30 protein-coding genes and 1 tRNA gene are annotated in these 25,941 nt (G+C 30.4%); 16 read left to right on the top strand and 15 right to left on the bottom strand.

Annotated elements, in window-relative coordinates; translation table 11 throughout:
• Positions 1-13: 13 nt before the first annotated feature.
• The 3 genes from B6F84_RS11480 (at position 14) to B6F84_RS11470 (ending at position 1,632) form a co-directional block, all read left to right on the top strand.
• Positions 14-763, top strand: coding sequence for a metallophosphoesterase (locus B6F84_RS11480; protein ID WP_148692364.1), 750 nt, complete (start codon positions 14-16; stop codon positions 761-763).
• A gap of 75 nt (positions 764-838) precedes the next feature.
• The gene (locus tag B6F84_RS11475) at positions 839-1,408 is read left to right on the top strand and encodes a TATA-box-binding protein (RefSeq protein ID WP_257788619.1); all 570 of its coding nucleotides are present in this window, start codon (positions 839-841) and stop codon (positions 1,406-1,408) included.
• Between the two features lie 23 nt (positions 1,409-1,431).
• A complete protein-coding gene (locus tag B6F84_RS11470) occupies positions 1,432-1,632 on the top strand; it encodes a DUF5622 domain-containing protein (RefSeq protein WP_148692362.1) in 201 nt (66 codons plus the stop codon).
• Here B6F84_RS11470 and B6F84_RS11465 read toward each other — a convergent pair.
• Both B6F84_RS11465 and B6F84_RS11460 read right to left on the bottom strand, forming a co-directional pair.
• Entirely contained in the window at positions 1,624-2,673 is a 1,050-nt protein-coding gene (locus B6F84_RS11465) for a DUF373 family protein (RefSeq protein WP_148692361.1), read from the bottom strand. The genes B6F84_RS11470 and B6F84_RS11465 overlap by 9 nt on opposite strands.
• Positions 2,645-3,556, bottom strand: a complete 912-nt coding sequence (locus B6F84_RS11460) for a coiled-coil protein (protein ID WP_148692360.1) — start codon at positions 3,554-3,556, stop codon at positions 2,645-2,647. The genes B6F84_RS11465 and B6F84_RS11460 overlap by 29 nt, the downstream gene beginning before the upstream one ends.
• Before the next feature lie 320 nt (positions 3,557-3,876).
• Between B6F84_RS11460 and B6F84_RS11455 the strand changes: the two genes are divergently transcribed.
• The 3 genes from B6F84_RS11455 to B6F84_RS11445 all read left to right on the top strand — a co-directional run bounded on the left by B6F84_RS11455 (position 3,877) and on the right by B6F84_RS11445 (position 5,458).
• Positions 3,877-4,149 carry an H/ACA ribonucleoprotein complex subunit GAR1 gene (locus B6F84_RS11455; protein ID WP_148692359.1) on the top strand — a complete coding sequence of 91 codons (273 nt, stop codon included), beginning with the start codon at positions 3,877-3,879 and terminating at the stop codon, positions 4,147-4,149.
• The gene (locus B6F84_RS11450) at positions 4,146-5,021 is read left to right on the top strand and encodes a transcription initiation factor IIB (RefSeq protein WP_148692358.1); all 876 of its coding nucleotides are present in this window, start codon (positions 4,146-4,148) and stop codon (positions 5,019-5,021) included. Before B6F84_RS11455 ends, B6F84_RS11450 begins: the two co-directional genes overlap by 4 nt.
• Positions 5,022-5,086: 65 nt before the next feature.
• Positions 5,087-5,458, top strand: a complete 372-nt coding sequence (locus B6F84_RS11445) for a helix-turn-helix domain-containing protein (protein ID WP_148692357.1) — start codon at positions 5,087-5,089, stop codon at positions 5,456-5,458.
• On the opposite strand, the gene B6F84_RS11440 is transcribed toward B6F84_RS11445, so the two are convergent.
• Genes B6F84_RS11440 through B6F84_RS11420 form a run of 5 tightly spaced genes read right to left on the bottom strand, consistent with a single transcriptional unit; the run spans position 5,451 to position 9,829 of the window.
• A complete protein-coding gene (locus B6F84_RS11440; protein WP_148692356.1) occupies positions 5,451-6,578 on the bottom strand; it encodes a tRNA (guanine(26)-N(2))-dimethyltransferase in 1,128 nt (375 codons plus the stop codon). The two genes, B6F84_RS11445 and B6F84_RS11440, sit on opposite strands and share 8 nt — an antisense overlap.
• The gene (locus B6F84_RS11435) at positions 6,559-7,440 is read right to left on the bottom strand and encodes a helix-turn-helix domain-containing protein (protein ID WP_148692355.1); all 882 of its coding nucleotides are present in this window, start codon (positions 7,438-7,440) and stop codon (positions 6,559-6,561) included. Before B6F84_RS11435 ends, B6F84_RS11440 begins: the two co-directional genes overlap by 20 nt.
• Before the next feature lies 1 nt (position 7,441).
• Complete coding sequence (locus B6F84_RS11430; RefSeq protein WP_148692354.1) at positions 7,442-7,858, bottom strand: DUF61 family protein; 417 nt, start codon at positions 7,856-7,858, stop codon at positions 7,442-7,444.
• Complete coding sequence (locus B6F84_RS11425) at positions 7,859-8,560, bottom strand: fibrillarin-like rRNA/tRNA 2'-O-methyltransferase (RefSeq protein WP_148692353.1); 702 nt, start codon at positions 8,558-8,560, stop codon at positions 7,859-7,861.
• Between the two features lie 12 nt (positions 8,561-8,572).
• A complete protein-coding gene (locus tag B6F84_RS11420; protein WP_187152691.1) occupies positions 8,573-9,829 on the bottom strand; it encodes a C/D box methylation guide ribonucleoprotein complex aNOP56 subunit in 1,257 nt (418 codons plus the stop codon).
• Positions 9,830-9,894: 65 nt separating this feature from the next.
• Here B6F84_RS11420 and B6F84_RS11415 point away from each other — a divergent pair, with 65 nt between their 5' ends.
• The 4 genes from B6F84_RS11415 to B6F84_RS11400 all read left to right on the top strand — a co-directional run bounded on the left by B6F84_RS11415 (position 9,895) and on the right by B6F84_RS11400 (position 14,397).
• Positions 9,895-10,053: a 30S ribosomal protein S30e gene (locus B6F84_RS11415; RefSeq protein ID WP_148692915.1), complete on the top strand. Its 159-nt coding sequence runs from the start codon at positions 9,895-9,897 to the stop codon at positions 10,051-10,053.
• Between the two features lie 31 nt (positions 10,054-10,084).
• The gene (gene gatD, locus B6F84_RS11410) at positions 10,085-11,407 is read left to right on the top strand and encodes a Glu-tRNA(Gln) amidotransferase subunit GatD (RefSeq protein WP_148692352.1); all 1,323 of its coding nucleotides are present in this window, start codon (positions 10,085-10,087) and stop codon (positions 11,405-11,407) included.
• Complete coding sequence (gene gatE, locus B6F84_RS11405; RefSeq protein ID WP_148692351.1) at positions 11,400-13,298, top strand: Glu-tRNA(Gln) amidotransferase subunit GatE; 1,899 nt, start codon at positions 11,400-11,402, stop codon at positions 13,296-13,298. The genes gatD and gatE overlap by 8 nt, the downstream gene beginning before the upstream one ends.
• A gap of 61 nt (positions 13,299-13,359) precedes the next feature.
• The gene (locus B6F84_RS11400; protein ID WP_148692350.1) at positions 13,360-14,397 is read left to right on the top strand and encodes a hypothetical protein; all 1,038 of its coding nucleotides are present in this window, start codon (positions 13,360-13,362) and stop codon (positions 14,395-14,397) included.
• Here B6F84_RS11400 and B6F84_RS11395 read toward each other — a convergent pair.
• On the bottom strand, positions 14,387-14,761 hold the full coding sequence (locus tag B6F84_RS11395; protein ID WP_148692349.1) for a transcriptional regulator: 375 nt from the start codon (positions 14,759-14,761) through the stop codon (positions 14,387-14,389). The two genes, B6F84_RS11400 and B6F84_RS11395, sit on opposite strands and share 11 nt — an antisense overlap.
• A gap of 48 nt (positions 14,762-14,809) precedes the next feature.
• Positions 14,810-17,329 (bottom strand): adenosylcobalamin-dependent ribonucleoside-diphosphate reductase, encoded by a 2,520-nt coding sequence (locus B6F84_RS11390; protein WP_148692348.1) that lies wholly within the window; start codon positions 17,327-17,329, stop codon positions 14,810-14,812.
• Positions 17,330-17,813: 484 nt separating this feature from the next.
• On the opposite strand from B6F84_RS11390, the gene B6F84_RS11385 reads away from it, so the two are divergent.
• Together B6F84_RS11385 and B6F84_RS11380 are read left to right on the top strand one after the other, a co-directional pair.
• Positions 17,814-18,497, top strand: coding sequence for a hypothetical protein (locus B6F84_RS11385; protein WP_148692347.1), 684 nt, complete (start codon positions 17,814-17,816; stop codon positions 18,495-18,497).
• A gap of 135 nt (positions 18,498-18,632) precedes the next feature.
• Positions 18,633-18,845, top strand: coding sequence for a putative integrase (locus B6F84_RS11380; RefSeq protein ID WP_148692346.1), 213 nt, complete (start codon positions 18,633-18,635; stop codon positions 18,843-18,845).
• On the opposite strand, the gene B6F84_RS11375 is transcribed toward B6F84_RS11380, so the two are convergent.
• A tRNA-Arg gene (locus B6F84_RS11375) sits at positions 18,827-18,901 on the bottom strand. The genes B6F84_RS11380 and B6F84_RS11375 overlap by 19 nt on opposite strands.
• Positions 18,902-18,911: 10 nt before the next feature.
• Positions 18,912-20,771 (bottom strand): arginine--tRNA ligase, encoded by a 1,860-nt coding sequence (locus B6F84_RS11370; RefSeq protein ID WP_148692345.1) that lies wholly within the window; start codon positions 20,769-20,771, stop codon positions 18,912-18,914.
• 54 nt (positions 20,772-20,825) lie between these two features.
• Between B6F84_RS11370 and B6F84_RS11365 the strand changes: the two genes are divergently transcribed.
• On the top strand, positions 20,826-21,020 hold the full coding sequence (locus B6F84_RS11365) for a hypothetical protein (RefSeq protein WP_148692344.1): 195 nt from the start codon (positions 20,826-20,828) through the stop codon (positions 21,018-21,020).
• Positions 21,007-21,390 carry a hypothetical protein gene (locus B6F84_RS11360; RefSeq protein ID WP_148692343.1) on the top strand — a complete coding sequence of 128 codons (384 nt, stop codon included), beginning with the start codon at positions 21,007-21,009 and terminating at the stop codon, positions 21,388-21,390. Before B6F84_RS11365 ends, B6F84_RS11360 begins: the two co-directional genes overlap by 14 nt.
• Before the next feature lies 1 nt (position 21,391).
• Here the strand turns inward: B6F84_RS11360 and B6F84_RS11355 are convergent, their stop codons facing one another.
• The gene (locus B6F84_RS11355) at positions 21,392-21,691 is read right to left on the bottom strand and encodes a hypothetical protein (protein WP_148692342.1); all 300 of its coding nucleotides are present in this window, start codon (positions 21,689-21,691) and stop codon (positions 21,392-21,394) included.
• 109 nt (positions 21,692-21,800) lie between these two features.
• Here B6F84_RS11355 and B6F84_RS11350 point away from each other — a divergent pair, with 109 nt between their 5' ends.
• The gene (locus B6F84_RS11350) at positions 21,801-22,169 is read left to right on the top strand and encodes a hypothetical protein (RefSeq protein WP_187152785.1); all 369 of its coding nucleotides are present in this window, start codon (positions 21,801-21,803) and stop codon (positions 22,167-22,169) included.
• Here B6F84_RS11350 and thsA read toward each other — a convergent pair.
• A complete protein-coding gene (thsA, locus tag B6F84_RS11345; RefSeq protein WP_148692340.1) occupies positions 22,161-23,864 on the bottom strand; it encodes a thermosome subunit alpha in 1,704 nt (567 codons plus the stop codon). The genes B6F84_RS11350 and thsA overlap by 9 nt on opposite strands.
• A gap of 103 nt (positions 23,865-23,967) precedes the next feature.
• On the opposite strand from thsA, the gene B6F84_RS11340 reads away from it, so the two are divergent.
• On the top strand, positions 23,968-24,720 hold the full coding sequence (locus B6F84_RS11340; RefSeq protein ID WP_148692339.1) for a hypothetical protein: 753 nt from the start codon (positions 23,968-23,970) through the stop codon (positions 24,718-24,720).
• On the opposite strand, the gene B6F84_RS11335 is transcribed toward B6F84_RS11340, so the two are convergent.
• Both B6F84_RS11335 and B6F84_RS11330 read right to left on the bottom strand, forming a co-directional pair.
• Positions 24,623-25,423: a hypothetical protein gene (locus B6F84_RS11335; protein ID WP_148692338.1), complete on the bottom strand. Its 801-nt coding sequence runs from the start codon at positions 25,421-25,423 to the stop codon at positions 24,623-24,625. The genes B6F84_RS11340 and B6F84_RS11335 overlap by 98 nt on opposite strands.
• A 32-nt stretch (positions 25,424-25,455) precedes the next feature.
• A complete protein-coding gene (locus tag B6F84_RS11330) occupies positions 25,456-25,800 on the bottom strand; it encodes a hypothetical protein (RefSeq protein WP_148692337.1) in 345 nt (114 codons plus the stop codon).
• Positions 25,801-25,941: the final 141 nt, after the last annotated feature.

Below are 25,941 nucleotides of genomic sequence, written 5' to 3'. Positions count from 1 at the left end.
AATGGGTGAGCAAATGATAGAGATAAGTGAAGGAATATTTATAGAAGGGGACTTACCAGTAATTTACTTAAAACCTCTAGACTCTATTATTCTATCAGACGTCCATATTGGATATGAAGAAGAAATGTCAAGAAAAGGAATATTTTTACCTAAGGTTCAAAGAAAACGATTCATAAATATTGTAGAAAAGTCCATTAAAGTTTTTAACACAAAAAATATTATTATTGATGGAGATTTTAAGCACATTTTTAATGGATTAGGTAAACAAGAAAGAGATGACTTAAACTATATTTTTGAATATGCAAAACAAAAAGAACTAAATATCACAATAGTTAAAGGAAATCATGATAATTATCTTAGTTTAGTTTCAGACAAATACAATATAAAACTTGTAGACGATATAAAATTTGATAAATATATAATATTTCATGGTCATAAAGACATAGAATTAAGTAATGATGAGTATACATACATAATAGGACATGAACATCCTAGAATTTCGCTAAGAGATAAGTTAGGATTCGCTAGAAAACTACAATGTTTTTTAATAGTTCCACTTAAGAATAATTCTAAAGTAGTAGTATTACCAGCTTTAGGTACATATCAAGCAGGTAATGACGTATCTTTAGCTCATTCTAACTACATGAGTCCAATAATAAGGAATTATGGAATTTTAGAAAAAGCTAAACCTTATGTTATAATCGAAAATGAAGGAATTATGGAGTTTCCAGAATTAGGCTTACTTAGGAACATAGTAGTTTAAAAAGGGTTTATAAATGAGTATATAAGATATTTTATATGGTGATTTTTAATTTCTAACGCAATAAGTTATAAACCTATTATAAGCATTGAAAATATCGTAGCCACAGTTACTCTAGAACAACAATTAGATTTATATGCAATGGAAAGAAGTGTACCAAATGTAGAATATGACCCAGATCAATTCCCAGGCTTAATATTTAGGCTAGAAAGCCCTAAAGTTACATCTCTAATTTTCAAGTCAGGAAAAATGGTAGTTACAGGAGCAAAGAGCACTGAAGAACTAATTAAATCTGTTAAAAGAATAATCAAAACTCTTAAAAAATACGGTATAAAAATCACTGGAAAGCCTAAAATTCAAATTCAAAATATTGTAGCATCTGCAAACATGCATGTCCACGTTAATTTAGATAAAGCAGCATTTCTACTAGAGAATAACATGTATGAACCAGAGCAATTTCCAGGTCTAATATTTAGAATGGATGATCCTAGAGTTGTATTATTAATATTTAGCAGTGGAAAAATGGTAATTACTGGAGCTAAAAGAGAAGAAGAAGTGTATAAAGCAGTTAAAAAAATATTTGATAAACTAAATGAATTAGACTGTATTAGACAAATAGAAGAAGAAGAGGAAGAATTAGAAATTTAAACCTTTTTTCGATGTATGAATATATGCTAAAACATAAAAAGTATTTATACGTAGATTCAGGAAAATATTTAATAAAAGTAAGGAAACTGAAAAATAAAGATGAGAATTCTCCAGACACGTATATAGTAATAAGTAAAGTCGTAAGAAAACCTAGGAATGCAGAGATTAAAAAATTAGACGATTTGCCTATTGAAGTAAAAGATAAGATAATGAAATCACTTTGAAGTTAATTTATATTTTTCTACAACATTAAGCAATATATATGCGAATATGAGCACCATAGATGAAATTATAAGATAATAAATCGATTGAATCTGAATTATATATATACCTTCTTCTATATCTTTTAACGCATAAGCAATAATGTAATATGATAATATTATTGCAATTATTTTTACTATATCATTAAGTAATTTTACGTTTTTGTCAATTGCCTTTGACAGTGCCTTTCCACCGAAAAGAATAATTCCTGAAAATGCTAAATAAGGTAACATAGATAGTGTAACATTTGAAAAAACATACAATGGAGGGCCTTTTATTGCTTGAAATGTTATATATCCGTTTATTATAGAAATAATAAAGGATATAAGAGATAAAATTGCTACTATAAACATAATTGTGGAGTTTTCCCACCAGTGTTCAATCATATCGTCTATACTAAAACCTCTAAATACCATAGCAACGCCTATTATTAATAAAACTGCAGGTATTACATAAGAGGATAAACCTAAAATAGCTAAAAAACTGGCAATAAAAAGTATCATGCCAGGAACGCCTAAAAATAGTCTTGAATAACGTGGTTCATTAAATATCTTCTTAATATATTTTCCTATTAAAACATAAGTTTCTTCTACCCCTTTATGTTGCTCTACTATTACCCTTTCTATACCAGAAATCTTTATCCTTGATTGGATTATCGGTAATGCCTTTGCATCTTCTGGACTATCATAAACTATTATAGCGTCTTCTGGCTTTACTCTTTCAATTACTTCCTCTAATTCTTCTGATATTCTTCTTTGTGCATCTAATCCTCCTTTAGTAGACCCTGCTATAAATGCTATTTCAACATCTTTATTTTCTTTTTTTAATTGCTTAAATGTGTTAAATGCCACTACCATTGAATTAAAATCCGAATCTTCTGCTAATGACTCTGATGCTTTATCTATCGCTATCTTAGCATTTTCCTCTCCTATTACAGGAGAGGAAATTCCAACGTTGCCTAAATCATCGTCTATATCAATATAGATTATCGCTGTCTTTGCCATCTCGCTTATTATCTTCACCATAAAGTATTAAAAGTTCATCAAAGGAGAGTCTTTGTCCTGATTTAAATTTCTCTTCAACTTCTTTTTTCTTCTTCTGTATAAGTTCAGGATTTATATTTTGCCTATTCCTTGATTGCTGTCTTGATGCTTTTAGCTGTTCGACTAGTTTATGCAACTCGTCAGATTTAGCTTTAATTTGGTTATTCAAATCATCTAAAGCTTTAGCTATTTCGTTAATTTGGTTATTCAAATCATCTATTTCTTTTTTGGTCTTTTCTCTGTCATCTTTTAGAGAGTTTAAAATATTCCTTTTTTGCGTGAGATCAGATATAATATTTGCCATTTGTTGTCTTATAGTTGATAATTCTATTCTCTTTGCTAAGAATGAAGCTCTTTCTTCTGTTCCTTTTTCCTTAACTTCTAATAATTTTCTAGCCTCTGATAATTTTCTTTCTAATTCTGCGATTTTTTGAACAATTCTTTTTTCTTCGTCCAGAGTTAATGTTGTGGTTTGAAGTCTCCATTCCAGACTTTGAATTCTCCTTTCTATTGCATCTGCGTCTAAGCCTTGAGTTTTTTTCATTATCTCTTTCATTTCTTCAAATTCTTTTTTCATTCCTTGTATCTCTTGCGCTAAAGCATCTCTCTTTTCTCTTAATGTTTTCAACTCTTCTAACTTTAAAGAAAATTCATTCCTCACTGTGTCTATCTGTGATTTTATACCATTTAGTTTATCTATCCTTTCAAATTTCTTCTGCTTTAGCTTTTTTAATTCTTCTATTTTTTTACCTTTTTCTTCTCTTAATTTAGATATTTCTTCTCTAAGTTTTGATATATCTTTATAAATTGAGTCTTCTGCAGTTTCGCTTGCTGAATTACTCATCGCAATCTTATAGTACAACATTATTAATAATTTTTCTCCAAAACACTTTTGATAGATGATTATTAAAATAGATGAAGTTTAGCACTTGTTTGGATGATATAAGTAAAAAAATTATATTCCCTTATATTGCGCTATAACTTACTTATAAATGTTGACTATAATAATATTTAATAGTTCAAAGAATTATACATCTTTCTTATTTTAGTTTATAAGCGTATCCTCATATAATTCTGTATCCTAAGCTGGTATTATCCTCTATGTTCTTGAGCTTAGTATTATAATAAAAATATTATAAGCCTAGGAACGCGGTAGTTTATAATGTGACTCCCATTAAAATTATTAGATTCGGAAACTTTCAAAAAATAGTACTAAAAGATAAATGGCTCTTAAAAATCGAGAATAATATAAACTATGTAAAACAAGATCCTATAGGCAAAATAGTACTTGATGAAAAAAGAAACAGACTAGGAAAAGTATTGGACATAATAGGCAATATAAATAATCCATACGCATTAGTTATGCCGTTTCCTAACGTAAAACCAAGTAAGGAAGTTTACTTAGAAATACCAGAGCACAGAGGTAAGAGAAAATGATGTGCAATAATTGTAAGACAGATAAATATATAATATTTGATGAGGAGAGAGGACAATATATCTGCACTAACTGCGGTTATGTTATAGAAGAAGATATAATAGATCAAGGACCAGAATGGAGAGCATATAACTATCAGGACAGACTAGAAAGAGAAAGAACAGGATCGCCACTAACTTTTAAAGTGCACGATCAAGGACTTTCTACTAAAATTAGCGGAGGACGAGTAAAAGATAAAGTAAAAGCTATTAAATTACAAAGGTTACACGATAAGATAAGAGTATCATCTAAAGATAAAAAACTAGTAACTTACCTTTCGATGTTAAATAACGAGGCTGCAAAAATAGAAGTTCAAGAACATGTAAAAGAAACTGCTGCTTTTATACTTAGAAAATTAGTAGAAACTGGACTAGCAAAAAGAATCGATCCTTATGCTCTTATTGCAGCAGTCTTATATTATTCATGTGAAGTTAATGGAGTTCCCAAATATTTACAAGAAATTAGAAATAGATATGCTTTATCTCAAAGTGAGTTTTGGAATGCTTTAAGCAGAATACATTATATGTCAAAAGAAACTCCTAAACCCAAAATAAAACCAGTAGAATATATACCTAAAATTGTAGAAAAACTAAAACTACCTTCAATAGTGGCAACAAAATCAGCAGAAATGGTCGAAATGATGTATAGCAATGGTCTAACTAGTGGAAAAGGGTATCTAGCTTTAAGTGCAGCCACAGTATATTTGGTTAGTACTTTAATGGACTCTAAAAAAACACAAAAGGAGATAGCAGATGCTCTTAATATCACTGAAGTTACAATAAGAAATAGATATAAAGAAATTATCAAAAATTTCGATATTGAAGTAAGTTTATAAACAAAAAAATAGCAAAGTAATTAAACCTGAATGTATATATTATATACTTGTCTCGGTGATTTTTAGTGGAATCAAATTCATCAATGTATGAAAAATTAATTCAAGAAAAAATAGCAGAAAAGGGAGAGTATGGAGTCTCACAACAAGAATTAGCTAAAAGTATAGGTATTTCTACAAGAGAACTTAGCATAATTCTTAAAAAACTTATTGAGAAGAAGGTAATTCAAAAGAAGACAGTGAAGGAAAACGGTAAAAGCGTAATAAAGTTATTTGCTATTAAAACTGTAGAAAAAGCAAATGTTTACGTAAATTTAGAAAATATAAAAGATATACCTTGCTTCTCATGTAAACTGTTATATAAATGTAACAATGGAGCCCATGTAACTCCTAGTAGTTGTTCAAAACTATCAGAATGGATTTTATATTTAGCTAGTTAATCTTTTTAATACATTCTATAATTTCATCGAAATTTTTATTAGTTTTAATTCCTTTAGGATCGAAATGCGTTTCTGTAGCATCACTTAGACATTCTATCATTTTACTTCTCGATGGAACATTAGTTCTATATCTAGAAGCTACAAATTCTAAGTTAATATAATTAGTAACATATTTATTTTCTATAATTAACTTTGAAATTAAATTCTGTATATTAGTATAATTAGCTAAATACTTGAAATTTGCAAGTCTTTCATTGATTTTTACTAAGAAATCTTGATCATTTAATTGACCTGTCCAAATTCTACTAACAATCTTCAAATTATTCCCACATATAGGACATTTTGAAATCATTTCCTTAGTAATTGACGAAAAACCACACTTATCACACTCTATAGCATAACCTAAATTTTCTAAATTTTCATCAGCTTTTCTAGCTCCTCTCATAACTTTCATAAAAATTCTGTAATAATAATCATGATAAAACGATAATACTGGAATAGCTGTTTTCTCTAAAATAGACGCTTCTCTTATTATTTTGGATATAAGTACTCTTATACCAATTTCTTTAGAAAAAGATAATTTGATATTTTGAACATCGTACTTTCTCTTACATGATTTTACTGCTCTGCCTTCTAAGGGTGATAAATCTGTAGCAGTATAAGCTACGTATCCATTATTTTTCGTAGCATTAATAGAAGAGAGAATAAATGGAGAAGGAGAACCAAATGGGTCTATATCAACAAAATCAGAAATAATTTCGAATAGTATTGAGTTAGCATCTTTATTAGTAATTGTTGCATCATGTATATCATTTATTTCAACGTTTTTCTTAATCAGATCAACTGATCTAGGATTCTTATCATTAAAAATGACTTCACTTGAAGAAGAAGACTCAATTTGGTATCTAATTCCTCTAATTCCTGAAGCAGAAAGAGCATCAACTATCTTCTTAGGAGATATAACAGATACTGCTATAACGCTTAAGTCTCTATTAAAGACCATTTTAGGATTGTAAAATACTGGAGCCCAAGATGGATCAAATTTTCCTTGTTTTTCGTAATCTTTTGGATCTGGAATAAAAATTTCTGCTTTGCCTTCTTTAATTTTCCTTAAATTCATCTTTTAAACTATCTATTCTTTGATCTAAATAAACTTGAAATCCTTCCTTTTCTAATTCTTTAGCTCTTAATGATGATCTAGTTACTATAATTAATTTCAAATTAAAATCGGAAGCTATTTTACTAGCTTCATGGATTTTCTTCTCAATAATATCTTGTTTTTTAGGTTCCATTGTTATAACTATCTTATTTTTTTCATTAGACGCAACTATATCTATCGCAGTTAACTTTAATAAAGCAGCTTTAAATCCTACTGATTTTAAAATTTGTAAAACTTTATGGCTTTCAATTTCTGATTCTTCTATGTCTAATTTCATATTACATATATCTCCTATAATTTCTGTACCAAATATATCTATTAATTTCTCTGCTGCTTCTATAGACACATCTGATTCACCATTTTCATAATCATATATTGTTTTTCTTGTTACTCCTAGCATTTTAGCTACATCTCCCATACTATAATTCATTTCTTCTCTTTTTCTCTTCAAAACTTCTGGTCTTATTTTTACGAATATGCCTCCTCTTGTTCTATATATAAAAATCTTATCTCCGGATAGAAGTTTCTCAAAACCTTCTAATGAAATCGCAAATACTTTTCCTTTATCTATTGCTATATCTTCCTCAGCATTTTCTGTTATCACTAATGGAATTCCACCTATAATTGCTGCGAATTTCTTTAGATCTGCTATTTCATCTTTACTAATCTTTTCGGTTGAAGTTTTTACAAGGAATTTTTTATTATCCTTCGTTTTTGTAATAATATCTATTGATTTTTTTGATTTTGCAGGATATTCTATGATAGAGTAATTTAAACCTTCATCTTCTACTAACTTCACCACATTTTCTAATGTGATTACCATTTTAGATTCCTTCGTCAGATTTTTCTGTAGTCAAAAAGATATTACTACTACTAAGAGTTATAAAGATTAATGTTTTATACGCCTTCAATAACTCTTCTACATCGACAGTAGTAAGATAGAGAAAATCTTTTCCTAATACGTAACTTAATGCCTTTTTATCCCATTCATTATCTATTACATCATATTCTCCAATTTCAAAAGATTTAGTTATTATAATTGGAACTTTTACAAGAGACCATAAATATAAAGGAACTTTTGAAGAAAAATCCTTTACTTCTTTTTCATTTAATTCATGAAAATATCCATTATTTAATTTTATCCTTAAATGCCCACTTATAGCATCTCTTAAAGAAACTCTTTCAGAAGGTAATCCAGCTAATATATCTTTAAGCCCTAACTCAAAAATCTTATCTAACATTTATCCTTTAAACCTCGCTAATACCATAGCGTGATCTTTATCATATGGATCCAAATTTATAACTTGCTTTACATCGAAATCAGATTTTTCTAATTTTTGTGCTTCAGCTTTGAATATCTCAGAAGGATCTTTAGTAACATCTATACTTCTAGCTTTAATAGCTAATAGTAGATATCCATCTGATTTTAGAAAAGTTCTTGCATTATAAATTGCGATATCAGTTTGATCCGGTTGAGCTATATCTACATAAAGCACATCTGCATCTTCTACTAGAGGCATATAAGATTGTGGAAACCTAGCATCTGCCAATATTGGAAATAAATTAGGCCTTCTCTGAGCTACTAGTATTAATTCTCTCACTACTCTAGCTGAAAACTCAACTCCATAAACCTTACCATCTTTTTCAACTATATCAGATATATGACTAGGTGTAGTCCCAGATGCAGCACCTAAATACAATACTTTAGTATTTTTCTTTACTGGATTCTCTTTAAGCCCTTTCATAATTGCTCCTGCTAATTTACTTCTAAAAGCGTTCCATTCTCTATATTCAGTACCGTTATATTTTATTAATCTCTCTCCATATACTGAATAGCCAGGCGCAAAATTCTTAGTACATAATCTTACTGTACCATCAATATATTCACATTCAAATACATTTTCCATGTTAGTTTCTTTTATTGTTCTTATAGACTCTGACATTTCTTTTCACCTTTATCTTCTTCTCTTTTCATTTCTATTATTTTTCTTACTTTTGTATCTTTCTTTCGATTTTCTTTTTTCTGGTCTAGATCTTCTTTCTCCAAGTTTTTCGCTTTGTGCAGGCTTTCTAGGTGGTGGTTGTTCATATTTTGTTTTGATCTCCTCGATTCTCTTATTCAATTGCTCTGCTAATTGATCTCCTATATATCTTCCGCTATAATTATCTACTCTGGCAGCAATAGCTAATTTTGCTGCTAAAGCTCTGGCAATTTTACCTCTTTGCCATCTAGGTGCACTATGTATTGCTGGGAATTGGAAAATTATTCCATGCTTTGGAGGTCTACTTCCTGATCTTAAGGCTCTAAATAGCGCTTTTTCTGCTCCTAAAACTTGAATAGTACTTGCAGGCATTTTAGACAATTCCTCTAAACTTCCAGCTAAGCTAAGTAGTCTAGCCCCTAAATTAGACCCTACGAGTGAAGTCACATTAGGAGCAACTTCTTTCATTACTGATTCTATATAGTCAGATAAATTATTTCTTATAGTGAATAAAGATAATATTGTATTTGAAAGCTGCTGAATAGAATTTATATCATCTTCTGAGATATCTGCTCCAATGCTTTTAGACGCTGCATCTACAATTCTTTTAGCAGTATGTTCATCAATATTTATGCTTTTTAATCCTTCTAAAGTTATTGAATCTCTGTAACCAAATGTAGAAACTATCTTAGCATAGGTTTCATGGTCTTCTAATAATTTATCTAACTCTGGGAAATGTAAACTATACCATTCTCTAAGCCTCTCTGAAAATAGATTTATCGACTTATCTATATCGTCCATTGCTCTTACTGCTTGAATAGCTAATAGATCTCTTTTCTGTGCAGCTGATCTTAATTTTCTTCTTGTGTATTCAAATGCTAATTGATAAAGATAAGTATATAATTCGTCTTCTGTAGAAGCAAATTTTGACTCTAATGCAAATTTAGCTAATGATTGCCTAAATATTTTAGCTCCTTCATGATGAGGTTTTACAGTAGCTTTAACTTGTAATTTCTGTATTTCTGCTTCATTTTCTATTACTATTTCCTCTGGTTTTACTTTGTTAATTAATTCTAATGCTGAAGGAAAAGGTTCTCCATTTTCATGTTGCAATAAAAGTTCTACAACTCTTCCAATATCTTTAGGATTAAGAACATAATCGATAAGTTTTCCGTTTTCATCAAATCCAAATGAACCTATGGCATGCTCGACTAAATATAATTTCATCATGATTCACACTGAGTCTTAAAACTGTAAGTTTAAATTCTTATTTATATTATAATGTCTTGATAGTAATGCCTTCCCACGGTTCGCTAACAAAAGCGGGAAAAGTTAGAAATCAGACACCAAAAGTTCAGCCAAAAGAAAAATCAAAAGAAGTTCCAAGAGTAAGGAATAAACAGGAATTTGAAAAAAGAGTTATAAAAGCTACAAAGAACAAGAAAACTTCATAAACTTTTTTAAATTTTCATTTAATTTTTCTTTATGTTAGAAGGTTATAGAGGTTTAGCTCTGGATTCTTTATCTTCGATTAATGCTGACATAGGTGATCAGATAGAGATCATAAAAAACGATATGAGATTAAAAGGAATTTTAATGCCTTCTTATTCTAGTACTGATGATATAGTAGTAATCAAACTAGATAATGGATATAATATAGGAATATCCATAAAAAATGCTAAAATACAATTATTACAAAAACGAACTCAAAAATATAAAAACGAAGAAGAGAAAAATTTGGGTAAAAGCGAAATAAAGATAATAAGTACTGGAGGAACAATAGTAAGCAAGATAGAATATGAAACTGGTGCTGTAAGGCCTGCCTTGTCTGCAGAAGAAATCATACAATTTATGCCAGAAATAAATAACCTAGCAAAAATTTCTGCTGAAATATTATTTAGCATACTAAGCGAAAATATGAAACCAGAATACTGGACAAAGATAATAAATTCTGTGAAAAAAGCTTTTGACGAAGGAAATAAGGGAGTCGTAATAGCCCACGGAACTGATACTATGGCATATACAGCATCTGCATTAGCATTTGCACTAAAATTATCTGGCCCAGTAATCCTAGTAGGATCTCAAAGAAGCAGTGATAGACCGAGTAGTGACTCTGCTATAAACTTATACTCATCAGTTTTACTAGCTAAGGAAGCGCCTTTCGGCGAAGTAGTAATAAATATGCATGGAGAAAGTTCAGATACATACACAATAGCTCATAGAGGAGTAAAAGTAAGAAAAATGCATAGTAGCAGAAGAGATGCTTTCCAATCTGTAAATGATATTCCTTTAGCTAAAGTTCTCTGGCAAGATAATAAAGTACAATTATTACGATCAGACTATATACCTAAAAGAGATGAAACAGAAATAGTAAATTCCAAATTTAGCGATAAAGTTTTTCTCCTAAAATATTATCCTGGATTCTCTTCAGATTTTTTGGACTATCTAATTGAAAATAAAAAAGTACTAGGTATAATAATAGAAGGGACAGGATTAGGCCATGTTTCGACAGAATTAGTAGACCATATTAAGAAAGCCACTAAAGATGGCATATTTGTAGGCATGACAACACAATGTTTATTTGGGAGAGTAAACATGAACGTCTATACTACAGGTAGACTTTTACAACAAGCAGGAGTAACGCCTCTAGAAGACATGCTGCCAGAAGTAGCTCTAGTAAAACTAATGTGGATATTAGGTCATGAAACCGACCAAGAAAAAATTAAGACTTTAATGCTAACAAACATTGCAGGAGAAATTAATCCTAGACATTCCATAGATTTATTCCCAAGGTGGAATTATGTCTAAACTTGATTATAATAAGATTGGATTAAAAGTAGGGCTAGAAATACATCAACAATTAAACACTTCATCAAAACTATTCTGCAATTGTCCTACACAATTAAGTGACGAATACCAGTATACTTTAGAAAGATATTTAAGACCAGTATTAAGCGAAACAGGAGAAGTGGATATAGCTGCATTGTTCGAATGGGAGAAAAATAAAAAATATATTTATAGACTTCCTGCCATTTCTTCCTGTCTAGTAGAATGCGATGAAGAACCTCCTCACAAAATGAACGAAGACGCACTCTTAATTGGATTAGCTATGACTTTAGCTTTCAAAGGAAATCCAGTAGACGAAATATACGTAATGAGAAAAACAGTTATAGACGGTTCGAATACTTCTGGATTTCAAAGAACATCTATAGTAGGATTAGGTGGTTATGTCGAGGATGAAGAAGGAGTAATCAGTATTCAAACTATAGCTATTGAAGAAGATGCTGCAAGAAAGATAGAAGGAAAAACAGATTCAGTTACGTACAATCTAGATAGACTAGGAATTCCATTAATAGAAATTTCCACAGGTCCAGATATTCATTCTCCAGAACAAGCAAAAAGAGTTGCTTTAAAAATAGGTCAGATGCTAAGACTAACTGGCAAAGTCAAAAGAGGTTTAGGTACTGTAAGACAAGATTTAAACGTATCTGTAGCAGGAGGAGTTAAAACGGAAATTAAAGGAGTTCAAGAATTAGATTTAATTCCAAAAATTATAGAATATGAGGCTGAAAGACAACTAAAACTCCTTGAAATAAAAGATGAGCTTATCAAAAGAGGAGTTAATAAAGATTTTATCTTACAAAATTATACATTTAAAGATATAACTAATATCTTTGCTAACACTCAATCTAAAATAATAAATAATGAGCTAAAGAAAAATGGAAAAGTTTACGGTATAAAAGTTCCTAAATTTAAAGGAATATTCGGAATAGAATTAATGCCAGATAGAAGATTTGGAACAGAAGTATCAGATTATATAAAAGTCTTTGCAGGATTAGGAGGACTCTTCCATTCCGATGAATTACCTAATTATGGAATAACAAAAGAAGAAATAGAAAAAGTAAAAAATGAATTAAACGTAAAAGAAGAAGATGGGTTCATAATAATAGTTGGAAAGAAAGAAAAACTAGAATTAGCCATAAATGCTATAAAAGACAGATTATTACAAGCACTTGAAGGCGTACCTAAAGAAACCAGAGCAGCAAACGAAGATGGAACTACAAGATTCTTAAGACCACAACCTGGATCAGCTAGAATGTATCCAGAAACAGATATACCGCCAATTAGAATAACTAATAGCATATTAGAAAAAGCTAAGAAAATAATTCCACCTACTCCAGAAGAAAAAATGAAAGAACTATTAAAACTAGGCTTAAACGAAGAGTTAGCAAAACAAGTTTTAGTTAGTCCTAGACTAGACACTTTTGACTATTTTGTAAGTAAATATTCGCCTAAAATACCTCCAACAGTAATAGCAACAACGTTAGAAAATACAATAAAATATGTAAAATCAGAAGGAGGAAATCCTGATTTAATAACAGAAGAAGTATTAGATACTACTTTTAACGCTATATATAATGGAGAAATATCTAAAGATTCTATAGCAGAAATATTGTTACATTATAGCAAAAATGGAGGAGATATAAAATCAATAATAGCTCAATACCAAAAACTTAGTGATAGCGAATTAGAAAAAATAATTAAAGAAATAATATCTACAAACAAAAATGAACTGCTCAGCAAAAAAGACAAAGCATTTAATATAGTTATGGGAAGAGTAATGTCAAAAGTCAGAGGTAAAGCAGAAGGCAAAAAAGTAGCAGAGCTAATTAAGAAGGAATTAGAAAACTTTACATAGATGAAGAATTACCCCCGAACCCGAAAGATGACGAAAAGGCATTTGTCGGATGGTTAATTACATGATAAGTAAAAAATTAAATAAATACCCATTTGATATAATTCAAGATATTCAACTTGAAGATGAAGACCTAAATATCGAACAGCTTCCACAAATATTGAAATTAATGAATGTAAAAAATATAAAATGGGAATATAACGCAAGAATAAAAGGAGTAGATGGATCAGAAATAATAACACAAGGAAATAAAGAAGAGAAAAAAGAATACCTTATAATTACACCAATAGAAATAACATCTATACCTTGGAATTTTCCTATAATAGATTCTAAAAATATAATAGACCTTGCTTTAGATCTTTTACCTTATGAAGAAGGAGAAGGATACATAAATCCATCACCTTGGGATAGAATAGAATATATAGACAATAAATATATACAAATGAAAGCAGGAGAAGTAACAAGCAATCTAAAAGAACTAGAAAAGACAGATACTAAAGTTCAATATAATTATGGTTCAGTAAAAATATCTACAAACTTCTATAATCCGATATTTCACTATTTAAATCCTCTATACTTAGAAACTTCTAGAAAGCCAATCTTATCATCTAGCTTTATGTCTATTGAGGGAGATAAATCCATTGCAATAGCTTCTTCTTCTCCTTTTGAAATTTCTTTCAATAGAGGCGATATAAATATAGAAGGAAAAGAAATTTACATAATGAAATTAAACTCTTGGAATGAAGAAAGACCATTTAGACTTAACTGGAATTTAAATAATAAAATTATAAAAACTGATTTTAAACCTAAGTATAATATAAGCTTATATAGAGTAGAACCAGCTTCGATAATTCCACTATATTTTAATTATGATAAGAATAACAAGGTTTTAAACTTGTCAGTAATAAATATGTCTAATGATGATGTAATTGCAACAATATACTTTTCAGCTAGAATAGAAAGTGTAGAAATAGATGGAGAAAATACAGAACCAGAATTCGATAGAATTAGATTTCCAATCAGAAGATGGAGAATAAAAAACTTAAAAATAAAGACAAGAAAACTGCTTGAAGCTTACATCAAAAGAAAAATCATTGCTTAATAACTGCAGAAGTCTCATATATACACGTAGGTATTTCAATACCATTTCTTTTTAATGCTTTTTTACCCTCAGCACACAATAAGCAATAGTAAGTGGACAAATCCAAATTATTTCCAGAATATACTTTTTCTACTAAATCACTTATCATATCCATAATTCTTTTATCTCTTTCTATTAAGTTTCTAGAAGCGTTACCTCTTTTCTTGTCCATATAATTCTTTACTGCTGCTGGAGTTACACCCATTAGTTTAGCTGCTTCATAAATAGGTAACCCTTTTTCCTTTACTAGCTTAGTAGCTATTATTGACCTTACTGCAGGCAAAATTTCTTTTACTGAAATTTCACATGGAGGAGTAATAGACATAATCGTTCCTACTTTAAATTTGTAAAAAGACATATAAAAATATTTGCATTATAATTCACAAGTTTTGCATCCGCCAGCGTAGTTCTCTGAAACTTCTACAAATTGTTCTTTTAGTCTTAGGTTTGAAGGTAATAGTGTTGATGTTTTCTTTTTCTCTTCTTCTTGTTTTTTCTCTTTTTCTTCTCTTTCTTTCTTTAATCCGAAGTAGATTACTTGTTGTGATTTTGATTTGTCTCTGTAAATGGTGACTCCTTTAATTCCTAGTCTCCACGCTAGTAAGTAAACGCGTTCTACTGTTTCTTGTGGCTCTTCTGATCTTAAGTTAATTGTTTTTGATACTCCAGAATCATTCCATTGTTGCCAGGCACCTTGATGAAGCAGATGAAACTCTGGCGAAATTTCATGAGCTGTCCTAAATAATTTCCTAATTGTCGCTGGCATAAACACATTTTCACCAACTGTTCCAGTCTCAGCTACTTTCTTCACTACTTCAGGATTATCTAACTCATATTTTCTTAAGTATTCTAGAAAGAGCGGATCAATCTCCATAAACTTACCAACTGCGACATTCCTTATGAAAGCTAAAGCAAATAGTGGTTCAATCGATGATGATGTTCCTGCAATTATTGATATTGTACCAGTTGGAGCAATAGAAGTAACAGTAGAATTCCTTAATCCGTATTTTAACCTTTCCTCTTTAAGTTTAGAGAAATCTAGCCTATCTACAGTCTCAGTAAGTTTCTTAACGTAAGCAGATGGAGTTTGATCAACCTTTACAATATCTTTTAATTCATCAAATGACTTGGCAGAATCAAATATGTCATGATATAAATTAGCATCATAAGCTGGGAAGGATCCTTTCTCTTTTGCAATTTCTATTGACGTTTTGAATGCCTCATAGTAGATAAACTTAGCCAATTGATAAGAGAAGTAAATTGCGTCAATAGAATCATAGGGAATATTCAACTTGATAAGCATTCTCGCTAAACCCATTACTCCTAATCCTACTTTTCTAGTCCTCTTCGTTGCTTCTTCAATTTGCTTTAATGGATAACGATTAGCATCTATTACATTATCTAAGAATCTTACAGCATAATGAATAGTCTCAGCCAAGCCATCCCAATCGACTATTGGTTTTCCATCTCTTTCTATTACAAACTTTTCTAAGTTTATCGATCCTAAGTTACAGCTCTCCCAAGGTAATAATGGTTCTTCTCCACATGGATTAGTAGCGTTTATTTTTCCTAAGTACCAAATAGGATGCCTTCTATTGATTGAGTCTATGAATAAAAGTCCAGGATCACCGCTATCCCATGCTCCTTTAACAATTTCCTCAAATAATGTTCTAGCATTTATCCACCTAGTTATTGCACCTTCTTTTTCTGCGATTGTAAGTGCTTCATCTACTGTTATTATTCTGCTTTCATCTAGAGCTACTACACCGCCTTTTTCTTCTAATTCTGAAAGTATCTCCTCTTGAACCCATTCCTCACTCATGTAATTTCTTGCCTTAGTTATATAGTAATCATGATCTGTGCCTGGAATCCTAGTTTTCCTAGGAGTAATAAGAGGTACTTGTTCTCCTTTCTCTACTTTCTCCATAACGTAATCGTACATTCCTACTGAAATGTTAAAATTCTGAAGTTGAACATCCTTTAATTCCCCACTCTTAGAATGAATAAAATCCTCAATATCAGAATGCCATACGTGCATTACACCCATATTAGCTCCTCTTCTTTTTCCACCTTGCTTTACTACATCAGTTGACACATCGAAAATCTTCATAAATGATACTGGACCTGAAGCTACTCCAGCTGTTGATGCAACTATATCTCCTTTTGGTCTTAACTCTGAGAAATCGAATCCAGTACCTCCACCTTGTTGATGAACTAATGCCATTGCTCTAAGCGTGTCATATATTCCGTCTCCTTGTGGTGTAGTCATTGAGTCTTTTACTGGAAGGACGAAACAAGCTGATAAGATACCTAGTCTTGTACCACTATTCATTAACGTTGGCGTGTTAGGTAAGAATTTTAAGTTACTCATTTTTTCGTAAAATTCTTCTTCTATTTTTCTAACTTCTTCTTCTGTCTTGCCGTACATTTTTTCTACTGATGCTAAGAATTTGGCTACTCTTCTGAACATCATCTGTGGTGTTTCTATGTATCTTAGAGTATTAGGATCCTTTAGTAAGTATCTAGCTTCTAGCACTTTCAAAGCATTATATGAAAGCAGAAGATCCTTTGGATCAAACTCTTTCCAATTGCCTTTTCCATATACGTGGTTATATATTCTAGCCAGGACGAATCTTTTTGCTAAGTCCAACATCTCAGGATGTTCTAGTGAGGATTCTATTAGGTTTCTTTCTACTATGTCTGCTATTGTTTTTGTATCTATAGTATTGTCTTTAGCATTCTGTATAGCATCATTAGCAATATTGTCTATAATATCAGATGGAACAAAACCTAATTTTATAAGAATTTTTTCTAACTTAAATTCCTCTTTTTTACCGTCACGCTTAACAACTTTGAGCTTATTAATAGATAATGTGCTTATAGTAGATTGCATAAGTGTATCAATTAATATTATCGACTCACATTTAAACTTCTTTTCCTTAAATTGGTGGTACTACTGAATCTTAGTACTGAATTCTCATACTAGACTTCCTATGAAATTATTTCATGATATTATATATTGATATAATGATGATTATATTACTGTTATATATTATTTTCTAAAAATCGTATTAAATTCTATGTTAAATATTCTTAGAAAATAGATATACTTACAGTTATCTCCCACTGCAGGATTAACTGACATTAAATCTCAAAGAAACTATGAATTAAATATTTTGTGTTATTTATAGATTAAAAAGCTAAAAGTTATTTTAACTTAACCTTATCTAGTTATTATTATGAAATCGAAAAAAGGAAAACAAAGACCATATCATAGAATGCATTTCTCTAGAAAATAAATAATTTTTTGAAAAATTGTAGCTAGAATCTCTAGAAATCTGAAACACTTAAAAATACTTGCATATATTAAAAAGCCTATGAATAGGGCAGAAATTCTTTACAAAGCATATAAGGAAAGAAAGTCAATAAATCCATTTGAAGTAACAGAAAATCAGGCTAATGAAATTTTCAACGAATTTTCTTCTAAATTAATAAAAGATGAAGGATTAGGAGGGTACAAGATTTCTCTAGTTACTAAGGAACACCTAATTAGATTTCATGGAAAAGAGCCAATGTATGGAATATTAACAAAACCAATGATAACAGAAGATAAAAACGTAGAGTTATGGTTCGAAAATCATTTTGCAGAGCTTGAAGTAGTATTTTTGGCAAATCATTGTACGCCTTTAAATATATCGGAATGCATAAAAAATATCAGATTAGGAATAGAGATTCCAGGTACACGTTTTAACACATGGAATTTAAATGCTTTACAACTAAAGGCAGATGATTCTGCAGCAGGAAGACTATACGTAGGAGATAAAATTGAATATCCTATTAAAAACGAGTATTCTATGTACATAAACGATAAGCTAGTAGGAAAAGGAAAACCTAACTTCATTTATGGAGAGCCATTAGATATGCTAAAATGGTTAGCAAGCAAATTAGGAGAAATTAATGGTTATATATCCTCTGGAGTATTTATAGGGCCTTTTGTAGTCAAAAAAGGAGATAAAATTACTGTAGAGGGAGACACTAATATTGAGATAAAATTAGTATAATATTAAAATCATAAATAATATACTTGAAATAAAATAAGCTAAGATATTTATTAAAATTTTTAATGAGAAACAATAAAAACTGGTCAGCTAATAAAGTTATAACTCGAAAATTTATAATGTAAAATTGACGAAAAAATGAACGAGAAAAAGAAGACTTATACGTTTGGCGACATAATCATACGTGAAGTCAAAAGACGGTATTATGTCTATTTATCGAGAGAGTCGAGTACTGACGGAAAGGAACATTACATCGGTCCCTTAGACGACGTTGTTAAAAAAAATTACATCAAAAATAGGAGTGGGGGGGTGTGGGGGTTGATCCCCCACAGCGGGCCCGCCGGGATTTGAACCCGGGACCACTGGCTCCGCAGGCCAGCACTCCGTCCTGGCTGAGCTACGGGTCCAAAATATGCTTTACATACGAGTTAAAGAATTTATACCTAAGGCATTTAATCCGTTTCTTAGTACTGTTTCTACGCCTTTAACGATGTATAGTCTAGTTATTCTTTTCTTTTCATCTGGTTCTTGAATAACTCTTTCTTTATCATACCAAGAATTAAATGTGTCAGCTAAGAATCTTAGAAACATAGTTAAGTTCTCTGGCTGTAAATAATCAGCTGAACTCATAAAAACTTCAGGGAATTTTGCTATCATAATTAATAGTTGTCTTTTCTCATTCTTTAAGTCAGATTCGTCTATTTTCTGAATATCCAATTTATCAGTAGATTTATTTAAAATATTATAAGCTCTAGCATAACTATACTGTAAATATGGACCACTATTCTCTTCAAAGTTTGCTACTCTAGCTATATTAAAGGATACAGGCTTATTAGATGAAACAGAAATTATAGCATATCTTATTGCTGCATTAGCAATTTCTTTGATGTTTTCTAAAACTCCTTTTTTCTCTTGAATTTTTGTTTTTACTACTTCACTTACTTTATCGTAAATATTATCAAATGAAATATATCTTCCTAATCTTCCGCTCATTCTTAATCCTTGTACTGTAACCATACCGTATGAATAATGGATTAGTCTTTTTGCAATTTCTGGATATCCAAGCAAATATAATGATGCTCTAAGTTGCATTTGCGACACTGATTGTTGTTCTGCTATTACATTTATTACTTCGTCTGCGTTAAATTGGGAAAATTTGTATAGAGTATAAGCTATATCTCTTATAGTATATAGAGAAGTTCCGTCAGATCTCATTAGGACTAAAGGTGGAATTTCGAATCCTTTTGGTATTTTTAATTCCTCCCTAACCTTATCATCCAAAAATTTTTGTAAGTCTAATGCTACCGTTCCCTTATAAGAGATTCTTGCAACAGATTCTAAAGCTAAATCTAAAATCTTTCCTACATCACCATTCCATAAAAGATCACTTTCATAATCGAAATTATCATATGAAATATGAAGATTCTCAAGACTTTCCTTAAATCCTTCTAATGCATAGTTAACATACTTCCTTACTATTTGTTTTGTTTTTGAATCACCGCTTTCATAAAGCTGAATTATTTTTGATATTTCAGCCTCTGGATCTTTATCGCTATTAACGCCATTTAGAATCCTATTAAAATAATCTTGGTTTCTGCTTTCTAATTCTGATGCAACTGCTATTAGCTCGTCTCTTTTACTTATTTTTTCCTTGTATTCTTGTTCTGATGCGGATTTTAATTCTTCTGTGATTTTTCTAATTTCTATAATTACATTTGTTATAGCATATATTTGACCTAACCATTCGTCCTTTTTTTGTCCTTCTGGTGGTTCTGGGTAATCTAATTTAGAAAGACCATATATAAGTAACGCGACTTGTCTTCCTCCATCGTTAACGTAAAATCTTGAATTAACCTCATGACCTCTAGCTTTTAATAGTCTAACTAATGTGTCACCAATTATTGCGTTTCTTAAATGACCTACATGAAGAGGGTGAATTGGATTAGCACTAGTGTGCTCTACGACTATTCTTAAAGGTTTTTCAACTTTTATAATGCCATAATTTTCATTAAAGTTACTAAATATTTCTTTCATTAAATTTAATTCATTTAATCTAACATTAATGAAAATTTTATCTTTTGTCATTTCTTTAATGAGATAACCAGAATATTTTACTTCAATATCTCTTTTTTTAGATACTGATGGTAATGGTAATGATAAATCAGCTATTTCAGACTTTGGATACTCAATACTATTTAAAATCTTTTCCTTATCAACTTCGATTATTTTTGATAAATATTCTGCCATTTCTTCTTTTGCTTTTGCTAATGCATACACAATGTGGTATTAGGGGAATACATTTTAATTTCTTTGCTGGATAAGTCATTATTTATGAAAGTAGCTGATGTATTAATAGTAGAGGATTTAAGTAATAAAATAAGTGAAAATAAAGTCAAAGAAGCATTAAGCAATATCAATGTAAATGAAGTAGAAAAAGTTATAATAAACAAAGTTCATATACCCAGTTTTTCAGATGATAATATTATAGGAATTCATGTAATAGTGAGAGAAGTTGCAGAAGCGTGATATATGCCCTTATTATAAGAATGGTTTTTGTATTTCTTCTATGTTAGATAACCCTTCAGAAATAGTTGTAAGCCCAGATAGATGCTTTAAGATGTATAAAACTTGCAGATACTACGTTGATACTGGAGAAAATAGTGAATCTCAAGGGCTAGAAAAATTCCAAGAGGAAAAAATTGAGCAAGAAGTTAAATTTTATCCTAAAGTGAATCTTATTCAAGAAAATATAGATAGTGGGTGTGAATTTTTCCAACTAATGAGAATGGAAAATGGATTTATAGCTTATTGTAAAATACTAGATAGAATAATTACAGAATCACAGGCAAAGCAATGCCATGCAAATTGGGATAAATGCCCATTAAGAAATCTTTAATTTAATCCGTTCCTAACTTAGCATATTTTCCGTCTTCTAGTAAGGTTACTTGACCTTTTTCTGATAAGCTTGCTAATGCTCTTCTTATTTTATCTTCACTAGCTATTCCGGATAATTTACTGTGCAATTCTTTCAAATTCATAGGCTTTTCAGTTAATAAGTCGAGCAAAATCTGTTTCAATTCTTCTTCGTTAGGAGCTGTCATTACTACTATATCTTTATCAGAATATACAACTTTTAGTTTATTTTCAACTTCCTCCGAATCTTCTAAATCTTTTTTCTTCCTCCTTTTGCTACTCATCACTAACCACTATTTTCTCTATTACTTTTTATCCTTTTAAATATTAATTAATATGCGATCATGCTAATCCTTTTATACACTTGGAGTATTATAACATGTTAGGCGAAATATTTTGAGCCCTCCAGATTTCCTAAGGCATATCGCAAGCAAAGTATTTACTCCAAATACTCTAGACCCTAAAAGATTGGATGATGTAAGAAGACTTTTAGCAGTAGCTGAAACAAAATATAAGTTTTCTTCATATGGGGGAAATCCCAAAAAACTTGTGGATTATTTACAAAGTCCTGATTTTACCGAACTAACCTTACTCGTAGGAATTGATTTAACTAAAAAGTTACTAGAAGAAATAATTAACTCATATGATATGACTGAAATTAAAAATATAGCAAAAAAATTATTAGAAGAATTTAATGGATATACAGAGACTGAAAATTCCTCCGATACTTTGGTTACATATAATAAAAAGAGTTTAGCTTAGGGAAGGCATTCCGCCACCCATTCCTGCACCTTCTCCGCCTTCACCAGATCCACTTTCTCCTCCTGCTCCTCCTTTTCCTCCACTACTCTTTAATTGAGATGCTGCTATTAAATCATCAATCTTCAAAACTGCTGTAGCAGCCTCTGTTGCACTCTTTAAAACTTGTCTCTTAACTCTTATCGGTTCTACTACATTTAGACTTAACATATCGTCAACTATTTTTCCATTAATAGCGTCAACACCAGAGTTAACTAATCCTTTAGCATGTCTTGCTCTTAGATCCATCAAACTTGATATTGGTTCCATTCCTGCAGTCTCAGCTAAGATCATTGGTATTTCTTCTAACGCATCAGCATATGCTTCAATTGCTAATTGTTCTTTCCCACCTACTGATCTAGCATACTCTCTCAATCTCATTGCTAATTCTATTTCTACTGCTCCTCCGCCTGGTATAATAATTGGTTCCATTAGTATATTCCTTAGTGAATGTAATGCATCATTTATACTTCTCTCTGCTTCATCTAATGCCATATCGTTTGAACCTCTTAGCAATATATTTACTGACTTTGCGTTCTTAGCTCCCTCAATAAATACCATCTTATCATTTCCTACTTTTCTTTCTTCTACTAGTTCAGCGTAACCTAAATCTTCTGGTGTAGCATCCTTAATACTACTAATTATTCTAGCTCCCAATGCTTTTTCTAATTTTTCTATATCACTTCTCTTTACTCTTCTAACTGCTAATATTCCCTTCTTTGCTAAGAAGTGTTGAGCTATATCATCAATACCTTTCTGGCATATGACTACGTTAGCTCCTATTGATGCTAATTTGTCTACCATGTCTTTCAAGTACTTTGCCTCTTCATCTAAGAATGACTTAATTTGTTCTGGACTAGTTATGCTTATTTTTGCTGATATTTCAGGTTTTTCAACTTCTAATGCTGCATCTAATACTGCTATCTTAGCTTTTTCTACTCTTCTAGGCATTCCAGGATGTACTACTTCTTTATCTAAAACTATTCCTTTTACTAAGGTTGAATCTTCAATACTTCCTCCTTTCTTTTTATCAATCTTTATCAAATCTAGGCTTACATTATATCCTCCAGTTGGTAAAGGTTCTGCAATTGAAGTTACTGCATCAATTAGTATATCCATGATTTTCTCTAGCTCTTTACCTTCAGCTAAGAATTTACTTGACATAGTAGTGTATACAATCTTTCTTAGCTCATCTCTTGTGCTTGCAGCATTTAGATCAGATACGTTTATTTTAGTACCAATCTGAGGTAGAATCTCTAGAGCTTTATCAAATGCCTTCTTAAATCCATCTATTACTATTGTAGGATGAATGTTTTGATCAATTAATGCATCTGCTTTCTCTAATAGTAAACCTGAAAGGACTACAGCACTTGTAGTTCCATCTCCTACCTCTGCATCTTGTGCTTTTGCTGCTTCAACTAATAGTTTAGCTGCTGGATGTTGAATTTCCATTTCTTTTACAATTGTTGCTCCATCATTTGTGATTGTTACGTCTCCAAAACTGTCAATTAACATCTTATCTAATCCTTTAGGTCCTAGACTTGTCTTTAGCATTTCTGCTAGTGTTCTTGCTGCTAAAATATTGTTTTTTAATGCTTCTTTTCCACTATTTCTAGATGTACCTTCTTTGAATAGTAAGACTGGAACTCCAGACGACATCTTGCGACCCTTCAGCAGACCTTTAGTATCGCTTATATATAAACTTAACTCTAAGAAGATTATGAGTTAAACTAAAAACAACTTTAGAGAAGATGAAAAAGATTTGCTCTGCGTTAAATGTAATAAAAATTATGCGGAAGTTTATATAAGCGGTAAGTATTTATGTAAATTTTGCTCTAGAGACGAAATAATAAAAAGAGTTAGAAGAGAATTATCTTCTACTAGATTTTTAGATAGAAATGATGCAGTTCTAATAGTATTTCCAGAGTTTTATAAGGACGTGTCATATTTAATAAAAAATGTAATTAATAGAATATGTAAAGAATGTAAAATAAACTTCTCATTTGAAGAAATTTCTGATGAAGGTGATATAAATAAAACACTATGGGATACGGTAATTAAAATTAAGAACTCTACTGAAAATAAAATTATACTACCCTTTACTGCAGATTTTTATTTAGCATACCTCATTTATTCTACTTCTACTAGAAAATATTACTATATTAATCTCTACGATATTATAATACATGCATTTGATAAAAATATATTTGTTCCGCTTTATAATACACCATTAACTGAATTGAAAGGATTCTCTGAAGTAACTGGGGAGTTAAATGTAAAAGACGAGCTGTTCAATATCATATTAAAATGGAGTAAGAATAATTTTAGTGATAATGAAATTTATCATTCTTTTGGAAATTCTATACAGTTGATTATGGATAACATAAAAGGTAGATGCAATATCTGTAATGCACTACTTACTTCGACTGACTTTGCGTGCTGTGAATATTGCTCAAAATCTTTTTCTCATCTTTGTTTAGGACCACTTCAAAGTAAAGTTGAGGAAGACCATTAGAAGGTTTAATTTTTGATGGAGCTACTGCTCCTTCAGGCGTATAATAAAAATAACCTGATGTTAATATTTCTTTAAAATCTGATGGATTAACTTCTTCTAATTCTTTTAGTAATTCAATCACATTTATTTGTGTTTTTAATTCTTTCATACTAATTTCGTAATCACATACCTTACATAGTAAGTCAGGCATTATAGAATTAAATCCACATCTAGGACATGTTATAGGAGAAACTATTCCAAATATATTCCAATTATATTTTAATATCTCTATCAAATCTTGTCTATTTTTCTTTAAGGCCATCTTATATAATTTTGGAGCTAAATTTACTATACCATGCTTGGTATTATATACTACAAATTCAAATTGGTCATCTGTTAGATTATCTATATCTATAATTCTGATTAATTTCATTGCAAGGAATTCCATCATAGCATCTCTGTTAGCTAGTAGCCTGTTTAGTATTGTGCTAGATTTTGGTTTTGATTTCACTTGACCTACTGCAGCTACAAATGGCTCTTTTATTAATTCCTTATATTCTTCAGGTTTTAATTTAAGAAAAGATATATTTAAACCATTTATCATCTCATCTAAGTATTCATTTAACAATACTTCTGCATCAATATATTTTTCCTTTTTTTGTTTTTTATTAGTAGTTTTTTTCTGATTATCTTCTTCTTTTTTGTCAGATTTTTTTCTTGGCACTAAAATTCACTTGTATTTTAATAAAATATATTTTACATTGATTGAGCTAGATCTAGGAAATCTAATGGTAGTATTTTCTTCTTAGAAGTATATTCTTGATATTTTCCATCTAGAAATGCAAGGAATATTGGACAATTTTCATATTTTCCTTCTCTAGTACATTTATTTTCTCCATTGGCTGTACTACTTAGTGTTAAAAAGCAACTAGAAGTTTTCTTATCATAATAAGGACATAGTTTATAATACGTTTTAGCGCTCTTCATCATTTTATCAATCCATATTTTTTTATGATCTTTTTTCTCTGCTTCTTTTTCTGCTTTTGCTAATGCTTTGCTTATTTCATCTTCGGACATCTTAACTGACTTATTAGAGGACAAATATTCCACCTCATAACTTAACCTTAAGACTTTTTGGTTAAATAGATTACTACTACTATATCAAGTTTTTTGTCAAAGAATATTCATATAAGTTTGTATAAAGTTTAACGTAAATAGGACCAGCTAGACAAGAAATCAAAA

The sequence above is a fragment of the Acidianus manzaensis genome (assembly GCF_002116695.1).
Lineage (GTDB): Archaea > Thermoproteota > Thermoprotei_A > Sulfolobales > Sulfolobaceae > Acidianus > Acidianus manzaensis.
This window is presented reverse-complemented; position numbering and strand designations above follow the sequence as displayed.